The sequence below is a fragment of the Psychrobacillus sp. genome (assembly GCF_056205495.1).
Genome location: NZ_JBAEAP010000610.1, coordinates 1 through 2689, shown reverse-complemented (window position 1 = coordinate 2689; position 2689 = coordinate 1). Strand labels below are relative to the sequence as shown.

Genomic DNA, 2689 nt, shown 5'->3' with positions numbered 1-2689 from the left:
ATTCGCAAATAAAAAGATTAAAGAACTAATGGTTTCTAATCTTATTAAATGGAAGAACAAACCACAAATAGTAAATATTAGCTTTCTAAAGCTCTTGACAATTTCATATATTCTTCGTGAATTACTAAAAGCATATCTTCTTGCTGCGAAATAGATAGTCTGCTATTTTTCACTCGCTCTATGACCAACTGATACTTTTTTTCAATGTTCTGCCTTACCCTAGGGTGAGTATATTCGTCTAGCAGCTCCGATTTAATGATATTACGTACATCTATTTCCGTAATATTAACAGAGGCTCTATTTTTATAAAGCAATTTAAAAGCATCAATCATTAACCGAATCCCCTATAATCTCAAGCTTATTTATTTGCTCTCCGATAATTACAAGTTGGGGCTCCATTTTTATGTATTCAGGGAGCCATTGGATCATTCCATAAGCATATTGAAATAAATAAGGATATTTGTGTCCTTTTAGTGGAACATAACCCTTCATCCGATAGACGGAGTCAGGAAGACCTCTAACCCAATCCTCGAAGGCTTCTTGCTCTATTGGTTCATTAAAGGTATGAAGCCTTGAAGACAAGGAAAGCTGCTTGCCTATTGCCGCTTCTTTAACTTCTTTTTCATGAAAGGTAGCTTCCAAGTTAGCAAGTGCTTTTATAGAAATTTTACTGTTGGAGGCTTGAATAATTGGTGCATCACCATTAATACCTTGGAGTTCCATAGAGACAGTAGCAATCTCGTCATCAGTTAGTAAATCTACTTTATTGGCAACTATTAAATGTGCATGTTTGATTTGCTCAAGGAAGAGCATCCGTGTTCGGGGTGACAGCTTGTCGCGTTCTAACCATCTTTTGCAGTCGGCAACAGTAATAATACCTTTTATATTTAACTGATTTGCAAATATTGGTGAAAACACAGCGTCTAATGCTTCAACAGGGTGTGCAGCTCCAGTCGTCTCTATTAATAACACATCAAAATCTTCCCCAGCCAACAACATTTGAAGCTGTGCTTCCATCTTCTCAGATCCTGTACAGCATATGCATCCTTCTAGCATTTCTTTAAGAGGGATGTCTTCCTCTACTGCTCTGCTATCAAAAGCCAATTTACCTAACTCATTCATAATTACTGCTGGTTTAATACCTTCATTTTTGAATTGTGATATTAAATTGGTTAACAAGGATGTTTTCCCGCTACCTAAAAATCCACTCAATAAATATACATCTTTCAACATCCACACCTCTTCCTATGTATTTCCTAAAGAAATTCATCGTCGACTCAGCAACGTCAAAACTTCTTCTCTTGAATAAAGAGCTGACCATTGCAGGTCAGCTCTTTTAAAAAAATTGATTATGCTATTACTTATTTTTTAATTAAATCCTTTGCTATCTCTTCTGCCTTTAATAATTGAGGATCTTCGTTTAGTAATTTTTCACGAAGCTTATTCATCAATGTATTAGCAGAATCTCCTGTAAGCTCACCTGTGGCATCCAGTTTGTTGTCAGCTTGGAATTTTTTCACCGCAGAAACCATAGACTCGTCAAAGCTAGTGTTAATAGTACCTGGATCGTATCCAACTGCTTTTAACATTTCCTTAGCATTTTTAACAGCATCTGATGTCATACCTGTCTTTAAAACTTCAGAAGTATTTAAAGGAGATAACATCGCATAAGAAGGATATTGTACTTCGTAATCTGGTGCAATACCTTTATCATGTATCCAGTTACCTTCTGGTGTTAACCATTTTGCTGTTGTTATTTTAATATTAGAGCCATCAGGTAAATTGTTAAGAGATTGCACAGTTCCTTTACCAAACGAATTTACACCAACGATAGGCATATTTGCTGATTCGCTTAATGCTCCTGCAAGTATCTCAGATGCAGATGCACTCCCTTCATCAATCAACACTGTAACAGGAAGATCAACTCGGAGACCAGGTGATGCAACAATCGCCTCTTTTACAAGTTTATTTTTCTCATCTTTTGTTTCAATTTGTACAATATTCTTGCCTTCCTCAACAAAAAGGTTTGAAATATCAACTGCTGAATCTAGCAGGCCCCCTGGATTTTGTCTTACATCCAGCACTAATGATTCCATGCCTTCTTTTTTCAAATCATCAATTGCAGTAACTAACTCATCATACGTATCATCAGAAAAGCTAGAAATCATAATATGGCCTACATTGTCACTTAACATTTCTGGATAGACTGTTTCTATTGGAATATCATCTCGAACTATTGTCGTTTCAATTAATGCACCGTCACCACGTTGAATCGTCAAAGTTACCTCTGTACCTTTTTTACCACGTATTAATAGAACTGCTTCCGAAACACTGTAACCTTTAATATCTTTCCCATCTACTTTTAAAACCTTATCATTAGGTAACAACCCAGATTTTTCGGCTGGAGAATTTTTAATAGGAGAAATAATCGTAATAATACCATCTTGCTCCTGTATCTCTGCCCCAATTCCTTGGAAGCTCGAATGAACACTGTCTTCAAACATAGATGCCTCTTCTGTATCCATGTATTCAGAATACGGATCCTCCAGTGCATCGACCATGCCATTGATGGCACCATTAATCACTGTATCCTCACCAATATCCTTATAGTAATCTTTTTTTAATTTGTCATAAGCCATGTATAACTTAGTGAATTCTTTTCGTTCACCTACATATTGTACCTGGGATT

3 protein-coding genes are annotated in these 2689 nt (G+C 36.2%); all 3 read right to left on the bottom strand.

Features of this window, described 5'->3' with window-relative positions; genetic code table 11:
* Positions 1–77 precede the first annotated feature (77 nt).
* Entirely contained in the window at positions 78–332 is a 255-nt protein-coding gene (locus AC06OU_RS17490) for a hypothetical protein (RefSeq protein ID WP_475857473.1), read from the bottom strand.
* A complete protein-coding gene (locus AC06OU_RS17485; RefSeq protein ID WP_475857474.1) occupies positions 325–1230 on the bottom strand; it encodes a CobW family GTP-binding protein in 906 nt (301 codons plus the stop codon). The genes AC06OU_RS17490 and AC06OU_RS17485 overlap by 8 nt, the downstream gene beginning before the upstream one ends.
* 131 nt (positions 1231–1361) lie before the next feature.
* The coding region (locus AC06OU_RS17480; RefSeq protein ID WP_475857471.1) for a S41 family peptidase at positions 1362–2689 on the bottom strand (1328 nt) is incomplete at its 5' end.